At 38.4% G+C, this 18,734-nt stretch carries 15 protein-coding genes; 4 read left to right on the top strand and 11 right to left on the bottom strand.

All coding sequences use genetic code 11. The features are described 5' to 3' along the window. Positions 1-23 precede the first annotated feature (23 nt). Complete coding sequence (ystJ, locus tag ML543_RS05030; protein WP_243386068.1) at positions 24-1,259, bottom strand: NADP-dependent malic enzyme; 1,236 nt, start codon at positions 1,257-1,259, stop codon at positions 24-26. Positions 1,260-1,596: 337 nt separating this feature from the next. Beyond that, the gene (dnaE, locus tag ML543_RS05025) at positions 1,597-4,932 is read right to left on the bottom strand and encodes a DNA polymerase III subunit alpha (RefSeq protein ID WP_243386067.1); all 3,336 of its coding nucleotides are present in this window, start codon (positions 4,930-4,932) and stop codon (positions 1,597-1,599) included. A gap of 276 nt (positions 4,933-5,208) precedes the next feature. On the opposite strand from dnaE, the gene ytrH reads away from it, so the two are divergent. The 3 genes from ytrH (at position 5,209) to ML543_RS05010 (ending at position 6,532) form a co-directional block, all read left to right on the top strand. Beyond that, positions 5,209-5,544, top strand: a complete 336-nt coding sequence (gene ytrH, locus ML543_RS05020) for a sporulation membrane protein YtrH (protein ID WP_243386066.1) — start codon at positions 5,209-5,211, stop codon at positions 5,542-5,544. Beyond that, on the top strand, positions 5,541-6,047 hold the full coding sequence (gene ytrI, locus ML543_RS05015) for a sporulation membrane protein YtrI (RefSeq protein ID WP_243386065.1): 507 nt from the start codon (positions 5,541-5,543) through the stop codon (positions 6,045-6,047). The genes ytrH and ytrI overlap by 4 nt, the downstream gene beginning before the upstream one ends. 287 nt (positions 6,048-6,334) lie before the next feature. Then, positions 6,335-6,532, top strand: a complete 198-nt coding sequence (locus ML543_RS05010) for a YtzJ family protein (RefSeq protein WP_243386064.1) — start codon at positions 6,335-6,337, stop codon at positions 6,530-6,532. A gap of 145 nt (positions 6,533-6,677) precedes the next feature. Here the strand turns inward: ML543_RS05010 and ML543_RS05005 are convergent, their stop codons facing one another. After that, on the bottom strand, positions 6,678-7,616 hold the full coding sequence (locus tag ML543_RS05005) for a DHH family phosphoesterase (RefSeq protein ID WP_243386063.1): 939 nt from the start codon (positions 7,614-7,616) through the stop codon (positions 6,678-6,680). Positions 7,617-7,743: 127 nt separating this feature from the next. Here ML543_RS05005 and ML543_RS05000 point away from each other — a divergent pair, with 127 nt between their 5' ends. Continuing rightward, positions 7,744-8,046, top strand: coding sequence for a YtpI family protein (locus ML543_RS05000; protein ID WP_243386062.1), 303 nt, complete (start codon positions 7,744-7,746; stop codon positions 8,044-8,046). 282 nt (positions 8,047-8,328) lie between these two features. Here the strand turns inward: ML543_RS05000 and ML543_RS04995 are convergent, their stop codons facing one another. From ML543_RS04995 to ML543_RS04960, 8 genes are all read right to left on the bottom strand, one after another. After that, entirely contained in the window at positions 8,329-9,645 is a 1,317-nt protein-coding gene (locus ML543_RS04995) for a DRTGG domain-containing protein (RefSeq protein ID WP_243386061.1), read from the bottom strand. Between the two features lie 762 nt (positions 9,646-10,407). Then, entirely contained in the window at positions 10,408-11,088 is a 681-nt protein-coding gene (locus ML543_RS04990; protein WP_243386060.1) for a metal-dependent hydrolase, read from the bottom strand. Positions 11,089-11,195: 107 nt separating this feature from the next. Continuing rightward, on the bottom strand, positions 11,196-12,446 hold the full coding sequence (locus tag ML543_RS04985; RefSeq protein ID WP_243386059.1) for an EAL and HDOD domain-containing protein: 1,251 nt from the start codon (positions 12,444-12,446) through the stop codon (positions 11,196-11,198). Positions 12,447-12,776: 330 nt separating this feature from the next. Then, entirely contained in the window at positions 12,777-13,892 is a 1,116-nt protein-coding gene (ald, locus tag ML543_RS04980) for an alanine dehydrogenase (protein ID WP_243386058.1), read from the bottom strand. Between the two features lie 397 nt (positions 13,893-14,289). Next, a complete protein-coding gene (locus ML543_RS04975) occupies positions 14,290-15,051 on the bottom strand; it encodes an SDR family oxidoreductase (protein WP_243386057.1) in 762 nt (253 codons plus the stop codon). Positions 15,052-15,889: 838 nt separating this feature from the next. Further along, complete coding sequence (locus tag ML543_RS04970; protein ID WP_243386056.1) at positions 15,890-16,048, bottom strand: hypothetical protein; 159 nt, start codon at positions 16,046-16,048, stop codon at positions 15,890-15,892. 71 nt (positions 16,049-16,119) lie between these two features. Beyond that, positions 16,120-17,496: an argininosuccinate lyase gene (argH, locus tag ML543_RS04965; protein ID WP_243386055.1), complete on the bottom strand. Its 1,377-nt coding sequence runs from the start codon at positions 17,494-17,496 to the stop codon at positions 16,120-16,122. Then, positions 17,493-18,698, bottom strand: a complete 1,206-nt coding sequence (locus ML543_RS04960) for an argininosuccinate synthase (protein ID WP_243386054.1) — start codon at positions 18,696-18,698, stop codon at positions 17,493-17,495. The genes argH and ML543_RS04960 overlap by 4 nt, the downstream gene beginning before the upstream one ends. Positions 18,699-18,734 lie beyond the last annotated feature (36 nt).

The raw sequence follows: 18,734 nt of genomic DNA, 5'->3' as shown, positions 1-18,734 counted from the left end.
TGAAGGTGTCACCATTCAATCACTCACTTTTCTTCGATAATGGCAAGCTTCTTCGTTTTTTCTTCTATCTCTTTCGGATCTACTTTTAAGCGTGCAACGCCCGTTTCCATCGCTGCCTTTGCAACAGCTGCCGCAACGGCTGGAGCAACTCGTGGATCGAACGGAGCCGGGATAACATAGTCTGGTCGCAATTCTTCTTCTTCTACCAAATTAGCAATGGCACTTGCTGCAGCCATCTTCATTTGTTCATTTATATGTGTTGCTCTTACATCTAATGCCCCTCTGAAAATTCCCGGGAACGCTAAAACGTTATTTACTTGGTTCGGAAAGTCAGATCTTCCTGTACCAATGACTTTAGCTCCTGCATCCTTCGCATCTTGAGGCATAATTTCAGGGACTGGATTTGCCATCGCAAAAATGATTGGGTCAGCAGCCATCGTTTGAATCATTTCTTTTGTTAAAGCCCCTTCAACCGATACGCCAATAAATACATCGGCATCTTTAATCACGTCACCTAATGACCCTTCCATTCGTTCACGGTTCGTAAATTTAGCAACTTCTTCTTTTACTGAATTCATTCCGTATGTACGGCCTTCGAAAATAGCCCCTTTTGAGTCACACATGATGATATCACGCACACCGTAACGATATAGTAATTTAATAATCGCAATACCAGCTGCACCTGCTCCATTTGCTACCACTTTGATATTTGACATCTTTTTACCGACGAGCTTTAGTGCATTAATTAAACCAGCTGCTGTCACAATAGCCGTACCGTGTTGATCATCGTGGAAGATTGGAATATTTGTTTCCTTTTTTAATCGTTCTTCAATCTCAAAGCAGTTTGGAGCTGCAATATCCTCTAAGTTTACGCCACCGAAAGTTGGCTCTAGTAATTTTACTGTCTCTACGATTTTATCCACATCGGTCGTATCTAAACAAATAGGGAATGCGTCTACTCCTGCAAAACTCTTAAAAAGTACAGCTTTTCCTTCCATAACAGGAAGTGCCGCTTCAGGTCCAATATTGCCAAGACCTAGAACAGCCGTACCATCTGATACAACGGCAACCATATTTCCTTTCATTGTATACTCGTAAACTTTATTTTTATCATCATAAATCGCTTTACAAGGTTCAGCCACCCCTGGAGAATAGGCTAAACTTAAATCATCTGCATTCCGCACCGGAACTTTCGATTTTGACTCTAATTTTCCTTTATGGATACGGTGCATATGTAAGGCTTCTTCTCTTAAAGACATTGTTTGTTCACTCCTTAAAGGGCTAAAAAAATTTATATAAGTGAAACTTCATTCGGTAGCTTTTCCAAGCTTTATATTCTTTCTAATAATCCGACCAATCTAGACAGTTAGACCTCATTACACCTTTTGAATGGTGAGGGATCTTCTGCTCCTAGGTGGTCAGACCACCATTACAATATATCACATATTTAATGAATGTAAAGAGTGAGGGGGTTCAACACCTTTATATTCAAGGATGAACACCGTGTTGAAAATCACTTCAGCACTAAAAAGAATCCCTCACCGAATTCACTATCTAAAACAAATCTCTACGTCACCAAGTTTATATTTAATAACACTATTTCACCACCACATGTTTTTCCCCAACAATATTTTTTAATAATTGAATACAAGATTCCGTTGGATTGATCCAATATTCTCGCTGGAGCTGAACCGTTTTTTTTGTATGCTCATAATAAACATAAACTGGTGAAGAACCTTGATAAGTTCGGAGTACGTTCTTCAACTTATCGATTTGATCATTCATTGATGCATCTTGCAATTTAATAAACACTTTTTTAGAAGATATGGATTGTACGAGCGTTTTTATTTCACTCACACTTTGAACAATCAACTGTAGCTTTTCGTTTCTGACTTCCATCTTTCCTTGGACGACCAACACAGACCCGGTTTGTAACAAAGTGTTGTATTTTGCATAATCCTTCGGAAAGATTACAGCCTCTAATTCACCACTTGAATCACTGACTGATAAAAAGGCCATCGCTTCACCTTTTTTTGTTCGAATCGGTTTGCAATTTGCTAAGAATACCCCCATACTTACCTGTCTATTAATCCTTTTTTGTGCCTCTGAAATTTGAATCGCTCCCGTTTGTTTCAACGCTTCTTCATAAGGATCGACCGGATGACTAGAAAAATAAAACCCAAGAGCTTCTTTTTCATATTGGAGCTTCTCAAACGGAGGGAGTGGTTCAACTTCCACATATTTCGGTTTAATATTCAATTCCTCTTGAAGGAATAAATCGAATTGATTCTCATCGTCCCCTTTTAATAACTCCGCATGGTTCAATGCTACATCGAGTGATGCAAGCAAAACAGCTCGATCCACTCCAAATTCGTCAAATGCTCCCGAGAAAATGAGGGATTCAATCGTCCGCCGATTGACCGATTTACCAGAAACTCTCACACAAAAATCAAACAAATCTTCAAATGGTCTTTTTTTCCTCTCCTGAAAAATTTCTTTTAATGCGGAGATACCTACGTTTTTAATAGCTGCCAAACTAAAGCGGATAGCACCTTTTTCCACAAAAAACGAATAGCCGCTTCGATTAATGGAAGGAGGTAAAAATTCCATTCCACTACTTTTTCCTTCTTGAATGTATTGAGCTAATTTAGAATCGCTACTACTTACACTCGAAAGCAAAGCTGCCATAAAATAATGTGGGTAATGAGCCTTTAAATAAGCAAGTTGAAAGGAAATCATACTATAAGCGACAGCGTGACTTCGATTAAATCCATAATTCGCAAATTTTACGATAAGGTCATATACTTGATTCGCCGTTTCAATCGAATACCCTTTCTTTTTACACCCTTCTACGAAATGCTCCCTTTCTTCTTCCAAAACTGATTTAATTTTTTTCCCGACTGCACGTCGAAGCAAATCCGCTTCCCCGAGCGAAAAACCTGCCATTTTAGAGGCGATTTCCATGATTTGTTCTTGATAGACGATAACTCCATATGTTCGTGACAATATCTCCTGCAAATCATCGTGAGGATATTCAATCGCTTTCTTCCCGTGCTTTCGGTCAATAAATAATGGGATATTCTCCATCGGACCTGGACGGTAGAGCGCGTTCACGGCAACGATATCTTCTAATGAATGAGGGGCAAGTCGCCTTAAGACATTTCGCATACCTTCAGACTCTAGCTGGAAAACCCCTGTCGTATCTCCTTTCGCTAAGAGAGAAAACGTTTTGTGATCTTTATACTGAATTTCTTCAAACGAAATTTTAGTTCCTTCATACTTTTCTATAAGAGATGTCACGTTCTCAATTAATGTTAAGTTTCGTAGACCAAGGAAATCCATTTTTAACAATCCAACATCCTCTAAGTGATCCATTGCATACTGAGTAAGAAAAACACCTTGATGTCCTTCCTGTAGAGGGATGATGTCAACTAATGGCTGATCACTCAAAACAACGCCTGCTGCATGAGTTGAAGCATGTCTAGGAAGCCCTTCTACCTTCATTGCCGTTTCAATAATATGCTTAGCAACCGTCGATTCTTCCATTTTCGCTTTCAAAGCAGGTGACTCTTTTATTGCTTCTCGTAACGTAATCCCTGGTTTCGAAGGGATTTGCTTCGCTATGCTATCCACTTCTTTTAAAGATGCACCTAGTACCCTTCCGATATCTCGCACTGCTGCTTTTGCAGCAAGGGTCCCAAATGTAATGATTTGAGCTACGTGATGTTTTCCGTATTTTTTCATGACATACTGAATCATTTCGTCTCGTCTCGAATCGGGAAAGTCTATATCAATATCGGGCATGGTAATACGTTCTGGATTTAAAAAACGTTCGAATAAAAGATGGTATTTAATCGGGTCAACATCGGTAATATGTAAAGCATAGGCAACAAGCGATCCTGCAGCAGACCCACGACCTGGTCCTGTTAATATACCTTGCTCTCTTGCGTAAAGCATAAAATCGGAAACAATTAAGAAATAATCACAGAAGTTCATCCGCTTTATAATTTCAATTTCGTAAATGAGGCGATCGTAGTATACATCACTTGGATTATTCACTCTCTTTTTTAGCCCTTCAATACATAAACGTTCGAAGTATTGCTCGGAATCCATACCATTTGGAACGGGGTATTTCGGTAACTTTAACTGACCTAAGTTAAACTTTACCTGGCATTGATCCGCAATTTTTTTTGTATTCTCAACTGCCTCTGGAATATCTCGAAACAGCTCTATCATTTCATGTTGGGCTTTCAAATAGCGTTGATCGGACCCTACCGTTTCCTGCGTAACTTGTGTTCCCTTCCCAATTGCTACCATACATTCATAAGCAAAGGCATCATCTTTTTCGACATAAGAAACGTCATTCGTTGCCACTAACGGAATGGACATGGAACGTGAAATGTTAATTAATGTATGATTCAGCTCTGATTCATTCGTCTCTTTTAATCGTTGTATAGACAAATAAAAAGCCCCATCTGTTACTTGCTGAAAAAATTGGGCTGCCTTTTTCGCGTCCTCTTCTTTCCCCTCTAGGATAAGTTTTTCTATAAGGCTTTCCTTTCCACCGGAAAGGACAATTAGTTCGCTTAAATTTGTTTTAAGGACTGAAATCGGAATCCCTTTTTTATACTTTGTTTGCAATAAACTACTAATCTTTAATAGATGACGATACCCTATCTCATTTTTTGCCAACAATATAAAAGGGTAGGACTCTCCTTTAATTTCAACAGATGCGGTTAGTCCAAAAATCGGTTTAATTTGATGCTTTAAACAAAGCTTATAAAAAGCAATCGCTCCGTATAATACGTGATGATCTGTTAAGGCAATTGCCTCATATTTTAATTGTTTACTGCGTTCGACAAGCCTTTCTACACTCGCAGCACTTAAAAGGAGGCTGTAAGCGCTTTTGACTTGAAGGTGAACGAATGACAATCAAACTCCCACCTTTACGAATTTTGTTATATTCCATTATAGTCTCAATCAATCTTTCAAGACAAATGTTGTTTGAACCATTAATTTTTTAAGTGTTTGTTGTTTCTTTTGGATATTTTTGTAAGCACCGCTACTTCTACAACCATTTTTAAATTGAATACTTAGTAGTACGCTCCATTACTTGCTGGAATCATATCTCAATCAAGATGCGTTTAAAGTATAGGTGCTATATAAAACAGATTGTCCATATGTATAGAAGAGAGAGGATGATGTGTAATGAGTGCTGAAGCCTTTTTAATGACCTTTATTAAAGTTTACTTTATCGCATTTGGCGTTTTATTCGGGGGTGCAATCATTGGAGGGTTGGGCGCATATTTGGCTGGAGATGCACCGCTCACTTCAATTTTTCGTCTGGCCAATAAATTGAAGATTTGGGCACTCGTAGCTGCCATTGGAGGTACATTTGATACGTTTTTCAGCTTTGAACGTGGGTTGTTCGAAGGTCAAACGAAAGATGTCGTCAAGCAGTTTCTGCTAATTGTCTCTGCGATGGGAGGCGCACAGACGGGGTGGCTTCTTATTTCTTGGTTGACTCAGGAGCATGTATCATGAGAATTCCTCCTTACTACAGAAAACCTTCGTGGCAACGCTTCTTTTCTGGAGTTGTCGTAGGTGCACTCATCAGCTGGGGGTTTTTTTTGTACACATATGGACATTTGCAAGAGCAGCACGTCGCGATCATTATGAAACAAAAGGAAACAATAAAGGAATTAAACAAAGAGATTGATATTTGGAAAGAAGATGTAGAAAAATTAAATAACCAAAATGAACAGTTGTTGACCGTTCAAACGATTAAAGTCAACATCCAAAATAGCGATAAGTATAAATTGGACAAAATGATGGAATATAAAATTCAAAAGCACATAGAAGAAGACTTATCAAATTTAAAAGCAAAAGATATTGAAAGTGTTATTAATACCCGACACCTAATTATGAAAACGATTGAAAATGAACGATTCGATGAAATTGAAGATTACATTTTTAAATTCAAAGTTACCCAACTTGTCATTTCAACCACTGTAATCGTTGAGGTAGAAATTTTCAAATCCCAATAGTGTCGGACAGTTTTCACGTTTCAAATCTAAAACTGTCCGATATCTTTTTTGATACATCGCTACTTTTATGTCTTAATAATACAACAATCTTTTAGAAACGAGCATTTTTAAAAGGTGAAAGTTTTTTGAATATTTTTTAATTTTATCGCGTTTTTCGCCTAATTTGGATACAATAAAGATAACAAAAATGTAAGCGTCAACAAAAGACCTCATCAAGCTAGACGCTCCTTCAATCATGATAAAACGTATTAAATTCCTTTAACACTAATAAAAAGGAGGTTATGAACATGTTCGTTATCGACCATCGCCAAATGGCAAAAGATAAAGTGGAGCGAATTCGCAACGGAGTTTCAGCCTTCGCTGAATCTGCAGATCTTGTACAATTAATCAAAAAAGAGATTGAAGTCCAAAATTTGCGCGTTCATGAAGATGTAACGGAATTCGGTTCTTGGTTCATCCCTGTCCAACCCGAATTGGAAGATTAAAAATCTCTCAAATCTTTTATCATCGCTCAAATCCCACCTCGTTAGACCCACTTGTTTTAACAAACAGATAACTCTATAATTTCAAGCACAACTGGATAAGGAAATAGAACAAGAGGGCAACTGTGCCCTCTTGTTTCAAATGATGTTAATAGTTTATACATAGAAAATCTAAATCTTCTACTACTTTTTCAGCATCTTCCCATTGATAGATGGTAGCCCCAGAAGCCATAGGATGTCCACCACCGTTGTACTTTTTAGCCAGTTCATTGATTACAGGTCCTTTTGACCTTAGCCTTACACGAATTTGATTGTCTTCCTCTACGAAGAATACCCATGCCTTTACACCTTCAATATTCCCCAGTGATCCAACTAATTGAGAAGCTTCTGATGCGGTTACAGAAAACTGTTGTAGAAGCTCTTTTGTCAGTGAAATATAAGCTGCACCAGACTCTTTCATTAAGAAATTTTGAAGTACATAACCATTTAATGTCGCAACTGATCGCTTCATTTTATACATTTCATTGTAAATATCTGTTGGAGAGAAATGGTATTCAATTAATTCGCTAGCATACTTGAACGTTTTCTTCGTCGTACTTGGAAATAAGAATCTTCCCGTGTCACCTACAATGCCTGCGTAAATAAGTCGAGCTGCTTCATCTGTCATTTGCAGCCCATCTTCCTTCCCTGCTAAATAAAACTCATAAATCATTTCACTAACAGAACTTGCATTTGTATCTACCCATAGCATGTCTCCATATGGATCCTCATTTGGATGGTGGTCAATCTTAATAATAAAGTCACCTGTCTTATAGCGTTGGTCACAAATTCGGTCTACATTTGCCGTATCACAGACAATGACAAGCGCCCCTTCATACATATCATCTTGAATATCATCCATTTTGTACATAAAATCAAGCGACGGCTCATCTTCCCCAGCAACGAAGATACGCTTATTAGGGAAAGATGCTTTCAACAGCTCTGCCAAACCGCATTGTGAGCCAAATGCATCAGGGTCGGGACGAACGTGACGATGAACGATAATGGTATCGTACTCTTTAATTTTCGCTAATATTTCTTTTTTCATAATCTTCTCCTTTACGATTCCTTTATCTTTATTAAACCATAAAAAAGGCAACGAATTGAAGTGAGAATGGCATTTTCATTCCAGAACCATTACAATAGGAATGGAATATTATTTTGGAGGGGTATACATGCCAATATTCGTCGTATTGATTGTAGTCTCACTATCTTTTTATGTGTTCTATAAAACGAAATTCTTCCGAACAAAGCGCCCGATGGAAAAGCAGTGGATTTCCTCAAAATCGAGCATGGCACTGGGCTCGTTCGTTTTCTTCTTTGGGCTCAATCAGCTCTTTTTATTTCGTTCCAACGTGTCAACCATCGTAGGTGTCATCTTCATTCTCGTTGGCGGACTAAGTTTATGGGCAGGATACCGAGCTTACAAATATTATCTTCCTTTAGCAATTGAAGAAGCTAAAGAACTAAACCGTTAAATATTCTCGCTTGGATATTTCCAAGCGTTTTCTTTTTCCTTCATTAATTTTCATTCACGGAGTCGAGATAAAAGAATCATGTTATTAAAAAAGATTTACTCGTAAACTTGATTGCATTTATGTCGAATGCTAGAAGCGGAGAAAATACAAAGAATCTGGAACGCACCAACCCTTAAGCGATTAAGTGTGTACCCAAAACCTCAATCTTATAAAAGAAAAGCGTACCGTTCCAAAATAATATGGAAGGTACACTTTTCAAATTCCAATTATATTCCCGATATGCTAACGGTCGATAAGCTGAACCATTAACATGGCCTTTCCAACGATATTACCATCTTGAAATACTTCTACGTCAATTTTTCCGAACTTACGCCCTACATCCAAAATCGTTGGCCGAACCTCTACGACACTTTCCATTTGCACCGGTTTTAAAAAGTAAAGCGTCATATTTTCAACAACGAGCTCACCTTTCTTTTGAGCACGGAGATGATAATTTGCAACTTCTGTTACAAGCGTTGTGAAGGCACCGTAAGATATCGTCCCAAATTGATTCGTCATTTGGGGTGTTACTTCACATCGATACACGTTTGTTTCCTTCGCTTCTCCGGATGGATTCACAATATGCCGCGTGATTAAATCATCAATTTTTTCACCTGTATGGGGTTGTCGTTGAATCGATTGCAGTGCCTTTAACACATCTTGACGGCTTATAATTCCCTCAATTCTCCCTTGTTCATCGACAACCGGTAACACTTCAATTCCTTCCCAGACCATCATTTGAGCGACTGAAGCAACAGATGTTTTCGCTGACACTGTAATGGGATTTTTCGTCATGACTTTTTCAATTATCATGTGTCGCTCTTGTCCCATAATATCCTTTGATGTTACCATCCCAACGACTTTAAAATTTACATCAACAACCGGAAACCGCCCATGCCCAGTGTCACGATTATATTGATACCACGTATCAACCAGGTCATCTGGCTTTAATGAGACGGTGTTTTGAATAGGCGTTAAAATATCTTCAACAAGAACAATTTCCTTTTTAATTAATTGATCATATATGGCACGGTTAATCATCGTTGCAACCGTGAACGTATCATAGCTTGTAGAAATAATAGGTAACTCTAGTTCATCTGCGATACGCTTGTTTTCTTCAACTGTATCAAATCCACCTGTAATCAAAACTGCTGCACCAGCTTGGAGTGCTGATTGTTGAGCGTTATTTCGGTTACCGACAATTAATAAGTTCCCAGCACCTGTATACCGCATCATGGCATCCAGCTTCATCGCACCGATGACAAACTTATTTAATGTTTTATGTAACCCCGCTTTACCACCGAGCACTTGTCCATCCACAATGTTTACAACTTCGGCGTACGTTAGTTTTTCAATGTTTTCCTTCTTTTTTTGTTCAATTCGAATTGTCCCAACACGTTCTATTGTTGAAACATACCCTTTATTTTCGGCATCCTTTATCGCTCGGTATGCCGTTCCTTCACTTACATTCAACACTTTTGCTATTTGTCGAACTGAAATTTTTTCTCCTACTGGTAGTGAATCAATATATTGCAAAATTTGCTCGTGCTTCGTCGTCAAGTTTTTCACCCTTTTTAAGACTTGTAGTGTAAAAATTAAGGTTTGCCAAAGAAAGCCCTCTTTATTCCATCAAGGGCTTAAGAAATGACATCTATCTACAATGTGCAAAATCTTCAAACACTTTTATTATATAGGTGAAATAGCTGGATATCAATGTGAACGAGCTTTTTGATAGCGTTTTACCATCTGCTTCCTAGGTCTTGTACCCTTAGAGGGTAGATGGAGAAAAGCATGCAAATTTCCACCTATTGAGCATAAAGCAAAAAACAACCATGCTACAGTAAATATTGTTTGAGCAGTAGTGCCAGTTACAGTTAAATAAGGTAAGCTATAAAACAACAGACAGATTCCTACTAAAAAATAAATTAAATGTTTCATCATCATCCCTCTTTCATCCAAAAGTCTCCTACTACTTGTCTATGCGAAGTTCCCTTTCTCCATGACAATGAAACATATGGACTTACAAGAAAAGCGCAAAGCGCAAGTCCTTAGGCGAAGGGCGCTGGAGGACCTGCGAGGAGGCTTCCGTCGCCACAGCAGGGCCGAAGCGACCCGATCCCCGAAAGTGTCTGAAGCGCAATGTACAGAATTCATTTTAAAAATGTCTGAAAAAGCAACAATCTATACGAAAAAAGCCTTTTTCCGCTCCATTACATCGTGTAAATACGATTCTGAACAATGTACTAAAGCAACAATCCTTTAGAAAAAAGCCTAATAAAAAAATGCGGGCGATAGCAATCGACCCGCTTTGACAAATTTCATCTATAAAGTTATGGATTGTCCCGCAGACAACACAAGTCCTACCTCTTCTGGTAATTGAGAAACGAAGTTGTGAGGATCTTGCTCAATGACCGGAAACGTATTGTAATGAATTGGGACTACTTTTCTCGCTTTTAGCCATAACGCAGCAGTTATAGCATCCTCAGGACCCATCGTGAAATTATCTCCAATTGGCAAAAATGCTACATCAATAGAGTGACGCTCTCCAATCATTTTCATGTCCGAAAATAATGCCGTATCTCCTGCATGATAGACAGTTTTTCCTTCGGCTGTAAACAAAATACCAGAAGGCATTCCGGTATATATAACTTGTCCGTTCTCTTCTGTATAACTCGATCCATGAAATGCTTGTGTGAGCTTCACATGACCAAAATCAAAGGAATAAGCTCCCCCAATATGCATAGCATGTGTATTGACCCCTTTAGTCCCTATATACGAGGCTAGTTCAAAAGGTGCCACAACTAGCGCATCATTTTTTTTCGCAAGCTCGACAGTATCTCCTACGTGATCATTGTGACCATGCGTTAAGAGTATAACATCGACCGAAAGTTCTTCTACCGATAAATCAGTTTGTGAATTTCCATTAATAAATGGATCAACGATGATTTTTCTCCCATTTGTTTCAATCATTACAACGGAATGTCCATGATAAGAAATTTTCACTTTCATATCCCCCTTGACCATTTAATAGCTATTCGTTATAGCCTCTAAATCGTGACCTTTTGTAGGAGAAGCACTTCCCCAATTACTTTACCCTACATCCTCCTACATTACATTGAGGAGGCATAAGGCTTCGTGGTCATAAAAACTTCCTCAGCCCACGCATATGCTTGTCTAAATAAAATAGGTAAGCAATCTTCATTAATTTGTAGTACGTTCGCTAAACGTGAAACGGTTGACCAGTCAGCTCTCTCCATCGCAATCGTTATAGATAGCAATAGCGACAATTCGTTCTCTTTTCCTTTTAACGCAGCACATATCTCATCATCTAATGGCAAATCTAATAATATTCTTTCCATCGGAAGCCCTAATAAAGTATCCATTAATGATAACATTCCCGTCATAAATGAACTTAGTCGCAAGTGGTGCTTTTCATATTTTTGCGTTATCAGCTCACACATTTGCCCACGCACTAAACATAACTTGATGAGTTCTTCATTTTGTTTGGCACCCCAAGGCTTATTTTCCCGAATGGCTAAAATATAAACCCATTTCATCAGTTCCTTAAATCCAATGAACATGATCGCTTGACGAATCGATTTAATTTTTTGTCGAGGGCGCAGTGTTCTTGTATTGGCAATTTTTAATAGTTTATGAGAAAGAGATATATCTTGTTTAATATACTCTGTCAACACATCAATATTAGGTTCTTCTACACTAAGCAACTCTATTATCTTAATGTATGAATGTAAATAGCTTGGAACTTCATGTGAGCTAATGACTGTTGGCTTACAAAAGAAATAGCCTTGAAAATATGTGTATCCGAGTCGTTTTGCTTCTTCATAGTCTTCTCTCGTTTCAACCTTTTCAGCTAGTAAGGAAATATTATATTTCTTCGCCGTTCGTTCAATAGCTGTTCTCATTTCCTTTGATGTATGTAAAAAGTCTACTTTCAAAATATCTACAAAAGGTAAAATGGATTTATAATCTTTACTGTCGAGTACAAAATCATCTAACGCAACCTTAAATCCTCTCTCATTTAACGTCTGTATGTATTTGATTATCTCCTCTGTTAACGATACAGACTCTAAAACTTCTACAACTATGTTCTGTGGAAGAAAATAAGAAGGAACATCGTTTTTAAGTAAGTTTTCAGTGAAATTGATAAAACACGGCTTCGAATACGATAGTGTTTCAATACCAATGTTGATAAAACTGTTAACAATCACATCAATTGTTGCCTCATCGCCATCGACCATCGGGCTAAACTTATTTTCTTCGTTATGTCTATATAACAATTCATAAGCAACAGTCTCTTCTAATTGATTAAAGATCGGTTGTCGTGCAACGAAAACTTCCACAGTATCACTCCTGAGTATCTTACATTTCCTCTTCCCTTTCATTTTACATATTATAGGATTTTTTTCACTATTTTTCTTTTCATTTTTAAGAAGATTTATGATTTTTGACTTACAAAACGGAAGAAACCAATCGAATTCAGTCGAAAATTCTACTACTTCTACTCGATTGTCAGTTTACGTATACGTCGTTATTCTTAACATTACTCTCCATTCCATAGCTCAAAAATGACTATGAAGTTTTGATTCGTACTAAAAACAGCAATCTTTTAGAAAAGAACGAAAAAAGAAGTAAAGAGATGAATCGTTTCTCTCCTTACTCCCCCTCATTGTTTACGGCAAAAGGTCATCTACTGATTTATACGTTAAATTATGTGCTTCGGCAACAGCGCGATACGTAACATAACCATTTAACGTATTCAACCCTTTCCGTAATGACTCATTTTTCTTAACAGCTTCCACATATCCGTTATTGGCAATTTGAACTGCATAAGGTACTGTTACATTCGTTAAAGCAATTGTCGAAGTTCTTGGTACAGCACCAGGCATATTAGCGACTGCATAATGGAGAACTCCATGCTTTTCATAAGTCGGGTTATCATGAGTCGTAATTCTGTCTGTCGTTTCAAATATACCTCCTTGATCGATGGCAATATCCACAACGACCGAGCCTTCTCCCATTTGTTCAATCATATCTTTTGTAACTAATTTCGGAGCCCTTGCTCCAGGAATTAAAACAGCTCCGATAACAAGATCAGATTCCTTCACTGATTCTGCTATATTATAACGATTGGACATTAACGTATGCACATCTTGTTTAAATATATCATCTAACTGACGAAGTCGTTCTGGATTGACGTCTAGAATCGTAACATCTGCCCCGAAACCAATGGCTATTTTGGCGGCATTTGTTCCAGCAACGCCTCCACCAATAATTGTAACCTTTCCTCGCTTCACGCCAGGAACTCCTCCAAGTAAAATACCTTTTCCACCTTTTGTCTTTTCTAAAAATTGAGCTCCAATTTGGGTTGACATTCTACCAGCTACTTCACTCATTGGTGTTAATAGAGGTAAGGAACCGTTTGATAGCTGCACAGTCTCATATGCTATCCCGACTACTTTATGATCAATTAACGCTTTCGTTAGCTCCGGTTCTGCTGCTAAGTGCAAATACGTGAATAAAATAAGTCCTTCTCGAAAGTATTGATATTCTTCTTCTAGCGGCTCCTTTACTTTCATGACCATTTCCTTTGACCATGCCTCTTTCGCACTTTCAACAATTTCTGCTCCAGCTTCTCGATATTGATCATCCGAGAAACCTGATCCATTTCCAGCACCTTTTTCAATAAACACACGATGTCCTGCACTCGTTAAATGAATAACCCCTGCAGGTGTCATTGCTACCCGATTTTCATTATTTTTGATTTCTTTCGGTACACCAATATTCAAATGAACCCCTCCACTTCGTTACTATTCCTATCTTTCCACAAGCAATGGTTTTCATTCCTTTCGAGAAATACCGCTACATCATTTTGTTACTAAAGCATATGACGAGCTTCTTTAAAAAGTGTTGAAAACTTCAAGCTTACACTAAATCAAACCAAATTTCCCCACAAAAAAAGCACCTCCGTTTTAAAAGAAGGTGCTTTTCTAAAAATTTGTTAATTTGGTTATACAGTATATTGCGAAAGGCGGACGCTTTCCTCAGGCAAGGCCAGTCTAGATTCAACTCCTACCGCTTTGGCGGTTCCCATTTTGGATTCGCGACCATTTACATCATTTCATGACGAAAAGCGAAAAAGTATGCAAAAACATCATTAAGTAAAATGTCTTTAGAACCAATTCATTATGCTTGAAAACGATTAATTACATTTTCTCCCCCAGTTGCCTCTATCACTGCACCTGTAATAAAATCGGAATCTTCTTCGCATAAAAAGGAAATGATTCGCGCAATGTCTTCTCCTGTTCCAGATCGACCAATAGGTGTTTCATTCTTCATTAGTTTTTTGGCATGTGCTATTGTCGCCTCTTTCATATCGCCAACAATATTCCCTGGACAAACCATATTCGCTGTAATACCATATTCCGCTTCTTCAATGGCAATGGTTTTCGTCAGTGAAACTAATCCGACTTTCGCTGCTCCAAAAGCTGAACGATGAAGCCACCCAGGTGCATCATTCGCTCCTTGGAATCCATAAGTTATAATGCGCCCATATTGCTGTTTTCGCATGACTGGTATAACCAATTTGAGCAGATGAAAGACCGCACTTAAATTTCCTTCGACCATCTCGTACCACTCATCTTCTGTATAATCGATCAATTTTTTCCGCTCAAAAATGTATGGTCCTGCATTATTAACTAAACAATCAATTCGACCAAATCGTTTCATACTTTCGTTAACAAGGCGCGTTAAGTCGTCTTTTTTCGTTACATCTCCCTGTACAAACAACATGCGATCTTGCTGGCTATGATATGTATGGAGTAACTCTTCAACCTTTGCATAATCACTTCGGTATAAAACTGTTACATGATACCCTAAATCGAGAAAGCGCTCCGTTACCTTTCTCCCTAACCCTTTTGTACCTGCAGTTATGATTGCATGACGCACAATATGACTCCTCCCTGCTATTGAACAGATTGGACTTCCTTTTTTATCTTTATTTTACTATAAAATAGTTGTCAAACAACTAATATGGATAAATCTATAATGATTTGTTCATCATTCACAGTACGATATAGGGTTTTCCTTCAATTGGATGAGCTGCAATGGTAACGCACGGTCTATGTTCATTTAACTAAACGTCCTAATAAGAAACATACATGATTTTACACTCACACCCCGGACATGAAAATTTATTCTCCTCGGGGTTTCCTTTCTACCATCTACCTATCATGATCGATCATTCAGCTCATAGGTAATTTTTATTTTCACAGAAAAAGCGCAAGTCCTTAGGCGAAGGGCGCTGGAGGACTTGCGAGGAGGCTTCCGTCGCCACAGCAGGGCCGAAGCGACCCGAGCTGATGGCGCTTCGGGCTAGACACCAAAAAAACTGTAAAGAGAATACTTTAACACTTTATTGAACTTAAATTTTCTGTAACAATAAAAAGGCTGTCACAAAAGTACAGCCTTTTTTTCGTAAATTATCGTAATCTCACACGGTGGTAGACGCTTTCCTCAGGCAAAACCTTTCTAGTTTCGGCTCCTAGTGGCGATAAGTCGATATGTGCTCGTATTTTCTCGCAGTATCTCCTTTATCTCAGCGTGGGAGAGTCTTCCCCGCTGGACAGTCGCCTCAGCCCCCTCGACTCGCAAGCTCGCCTGCTGGTCTTCGGCTCCTGCTGTCCCGAAACGATAGCGTCACCTTCGTTAAAAACAATTGGAGAATTAGGAGCTATCTTTCGCTCCCTAATACATTTAACGATTTATCAGGCAGCCCTATTAAAACTCAATCGTATTTTTCTTCATTTGCTTCAAACGATTGGTTTCCCACTTCTCCGACCGCTCCACTCTCATACGCATTCGTAATTTGCTGAATTGTTTCCATCGTCCCTGCATCTTCATAAAACAGGTTTTCTTGTTTTTTCGGTTCACGCTTTTTCTCCAAGGTGATTCACTCCTTTACGTTTGATTGAAACACCATTATTTTTCGAAAAAAACGTGTGGATATACATGAAACTAATTTGTCACCTTGGATTTGGCAAGTTGAAGTTGCTTTTGCACAGCAGAAAATCCGGTACCCCCTTCGCTGTTTCGCTTATTGACAGCTGTATAAGGATTAATGACTTCATATACATCTTTATCAAACAAATGGTGAGCAAGCTTATAATCTTCAAACGATAAATCGTTTAAATAAATTCCACGTTCAATACATTGATAGACAAGTTTCCCAACAACCTCATGCGCTTTTCGAAACGGCAAACCCTTTTTCGCCAAATAATCTGCGAGCTCAGTTGCATTCGAAAAATCTTGCTGTACACTTTTTTCCATGTTTTCTTTTTTGACGACAAACGTTTTAACCATTCCGGTCATAATTTCCAAACATCCTTGAATAGTTTCAACCGTATCAAACATGCCCTCTTTGTCCTCTTGCAAATCTTTATTGTAAGCAAGTGGTAACCCTTTTAATACCGTCAACAATGAAACAAGATTCCCAAATACTCTACCTGACTTTCCTCTGATTAACTCTGCCATATCAGGGTTTTTCTTTTGAGGCATGATACTGCTTCCGGTTGAATACGCATCATCCATCTCGATAAATTGAAATTCTTGAGAACACCAAAGTATGAGTTCTTCACAAAATCTCGAAAGATGGACCATGAGCAAAGAACTATTACTTAAAAATTCAACGATGAAATCCCGATCACTTACCGCATCTAAACTGTTAGGATAGATACTATCGAATCCTAGTTTTTCAGCTGTGTAAAATCGATCAATCGGAAAAGTTGTCCCAGCTAAAGCCGCGCTTCCTAACGGGCTAATATTGACTCGCTTCAATGATTCTTGAAAGCGCTCCTTATCACGTTCAAGCATCCAAAAATAAGCCAGTAAATGGTGAGCAAATGATATTGGTTGAGCACGTTGTAAGTGTGTATAGCCTGGGATAATCGTTTCTACATTTTCGTCTGCTCTTGTTATTAGAGCATGCTGCAACGATTGGATTTGTTCGATAATAACTTGTAGTTGCTTTCGTAAATATAAATGCATATCGGTAGCCACTTGATCGTTACGACTTCTCCCCGTATGAAGTTTTCCCCCTACCGGTCCAATTTCGTCTATAAGGAGCTTTTCAATGTTCAAGTGAATATCTTCATATTGAACCGAGAAAGATAATTGGCCATTTAGTGCTTTTTGCTTTAAGGTTTCTAACCCCTTTTTAATTTGCCCCGCTTCTTCTTCTGTTAAAATTTTTGTCTCCTTCAACATTGCTACATGAGCGAGACTTCCCTCAATATCTTCCTCTACTAACTTTTGGTCAAATGATATTGAAGCGTTGAATTCATCCACCCATTGTGCGGGCGTTTTTTGAAAACGCCCGCCCCACAATTTGGTCATACTTCCACCTTCTTCGTTTTGACAATACTATTAACCTTTGTCGGAAGCCCCCAAAGAGAAATGAAACCGACTGCTGCATCATGATCAAATGAATCATCAGATGTATACGTCGCAAGCTTCTCATCATAAAGCGAATAGGCTGATTTTCTTCCTTCTACAATCGCATGCCCTTTAAATAATTTGACACGAACCGTTCCAGTCACGTGCTTTTGTGTTTCTTTTAGGAATGCTTCTAACGCTTGCTTCAACGGTGAAAACCATAGCCCGTTATAAATTAATTCCGTTATTTTTTGTTCAATAATTGGCTTAAAGTGTGCTACTTCTTTTACTAATGTTAAATCTTCAAGTTCTTTATGAGCTTTCAATAGTGTCATTGCTGCTGGACATTCATATACCTCACGTGATTTTATTCCGACAAGACGATTTTCAACGTGATCGATTCGACCAACCCCATGTTTACCCGCTAATTGATTTAAATGAAGGATTAGTTCATCTAAAGGTAGATATTCTCCATTAATCGCAACAGGAACCCCTTTTGTAAATTCAATTTCAATAACATCTGCTTCATCTGGAGTTAATTCAATCGGTGCTGTTAACTCGTAAGCATCTTCAGGTGGAGCAGCCCACGGGTCTTCTAAAATACCACACTCATTACTACGTCCCCATAAATTTTGGTCGATGGAATAAGGACTGTCTAAATTAATCGGAATCGGAATATCATGCTTTTTCGCGTATTCGATTTCTTCTTCACGTGACCATTTCCATTCTCTCACCGGTGCCAATACTTTTAGCTGTGGATTCAGTGCCTGAATGGAAACTTCAAAACGAACTTGATCATTTCCTTTCCCTGTACATCCATGCGCTACTGCTACCGCTCCAGTCGTTTCAGCAATTTCAACTAATTTTTTCGCAATAAGCGGGCGTGAAAGAGCGGATACGAGCGGATACTTTCCTTCATATAATGCATGAGCTTGAAGTGCAATTAAAGCATACTCTTCTGCATATTCCTTTTTTGCATCGATGACATATGATTGAACCGCTCCTACTTGTAGTGCCTTCTCTTTAATAAACTCTAAATCCTTTCCTTCCCCAACATCTAAACAAACTGCAACAACATCATATCCTTTCTCTTGTAACCATTTAATAGCAACGGACGTATCTAAACCTCCGGAATAAGCTAAAACGACTTTTGGTTTCGACATGTTTATTCTCCTCTCAATACCAATAGGTTGTATATT

Origin of the sequence: Bacillus kexueae, from assembly GCF_022809095.1 — a bacterium.
GTDB classification, from domain to species: Bacteria; Bacillota; Bacilli; order Bacillales; family Aeribacillaceae; genus Bacillus_BZ; species Bacillus_BZ kexueae.
This window is presented reverse-complemented; position numbering and strand designations above follow the sequence as displayed.

Bases quoted from the DNA above. Each gene is read 5' to 3' on its own strand.
- argH (WP_243386055.1), bottom strand. From the start codon at position 17,496: ATGACCAAATTGTGGGGCGGGCGTTTTCAAAAAACGCCCGCACAATGG.
- ML543_RS05005 (WP_243386063.1), bottom strand. From the start codon at position 7,616: ATGAAAAAAGAAATATTAGCGAAAATTAAAGAGTACGATACCATTATC.
- ytrH (WP_243386066.1), top strand. From the start codon at position 5,209: ATGAGTGCTGAAGCCTTTTTAATGACCTTTATTAAAGTTTACTTTATC.
- ystJ (WP_243386068.1), bottom strand. From the start codon at position 1,259: ATGTCTTTAAGAGAAGAAGCCTTACATATGCACCGTATCCATAAAGGA.
- ML543_RS04960 (WP_243386054.1), bottom strand. From the start codon at position 18,698: ATGTCGAAACCAAAAGTCGTTTTAGCTTATTCCGGAGGTTTAGATACG.
- ML543_RS05000 (WP_243386062.1), top strand. From the start codon at position 7,744: ATGCCAATATTCGTCGTATTGATTGTAGTCTCACTATCTTTTTATGTG.
- ML543_RS05010 (WP_243386064.1), top strand. From the start codon at position 6,335: ATGTTCGTTATCGACCATCGCCAAATGGCAAAAGATAAAGTGGAGCGA.
- ytrI (WP_243386065.1), top strand. From the start codon at position 5,541: ATGAGAATTCCTCCTTACTACAGAAAACCTTCGTGGCAACGCTTCTTT.